Source organism: Vibrio sp. 10N.222.51.C5 (assembly GCF_041474575.1).
In the GTDB taxonomy this organism is placed as follows: domain Bacteria; phylum Pseudomonadota; class Gammaproteobacteria; order Enterobacterales; family Vibrionaceae; genus Vibrio; species Vibrio crassostreae_C.
The window spans coordinates 1-638 of the sequence record NZ_JBFRUJ010000090.1 but is presented as its reverse complement, the minus strand read 5'-3'; the positions used below and the strand labels follow the sequence as shown (position 1 = coordinate 638).

Genomic DNA, 638 nt, shown 5'->3' with positions numbered 1-638 from the left:
AGATGAAGAACTCCCAAGTTATTCGAAGTTTGTTTCTACTTTTAAAGTAGAGATGAATTGCAGTGTCCCGTTCGTCTAGAGGCCTAGGACACCGCCCTTTCACGGCGGTAACAGGGGTTCGACTCCCCTACGGGATACCACTTCCTTCAAGAAGTAAAAAGGGTCGTTAGCTCAGTTGGTAGAGCAGTTGACTTTTAATCAATTGGTCGCAGGTTCGAATCCTGCACGACCCACCATTTCCTCCCAAGGAAATAAAATTTGGGGCGATTAGCTCAGTTGGGAGAGCACCTGCCTTACAAGCAGGGGGTCACTGGTTCGAGCCCGGTATCGCCCACCATTTCCTCCCAAGGAAATAAAAATATGGGGCTATAGCTCAGCTGGGAGAGCGCCTGCCTTGCACGCAGGAGGTCTGCGGTTCGATCCCGCATAGCTCCACCATCTTTCTCCATGAAGGAATCAAAACTATCATGGGCGATTAGCTCAGTTGGGAGAGCACCTGCCTTACAAGCAGGGGGTCACTGGTTCGAGCCCGGTATCGCCCACCATCTTTAAGCACACTTTTCTTAGTAATAGAAAACTGAGTGTATTTAAAAATGGTTTTGAAAGTTTAATGCTTTAAAAACTCTTGCTCTTTAACA

The 638-nt window shown here is 47.6% G+C and carries 5 tRNA genes; all 5 read left to right on the top strand.

Annotation, left to right across the window (positions count from 1 at the left end):
• Positions 1–64 precede the first annotated feature (64 nt).
• Positions 65–140, top strand: a tRNA-Glu gene (locus AB4558_RS21555).
• Positions 141–160: 20 nt separating this feature from the next.
• Positions 161–236 (top strand) — tRNA-Lys (locus AB4558_RS21550).
• A 25-nt stretch (positions 237–261) separates the two neighbouring features.
• Positions 262–337: transfer RNA gene (locus tag AB4558_RS21545), tRNA-Val, on the top strand.
• 25 nt (positions 338–362) lie between these two features.
• Positions 363–438: transfer RNA gene (locus AB4558_RS21540), tRNA-Ala, on the top strand.
• Between the two features lie 31 nt (positions 439–469).
• Positions 470–545 (top strand) — tRNA-Val (locus tag AB4558_RS21535).
• The last annotated feature ends 93 nt before the right edge of the window (positions 546–638 follow it).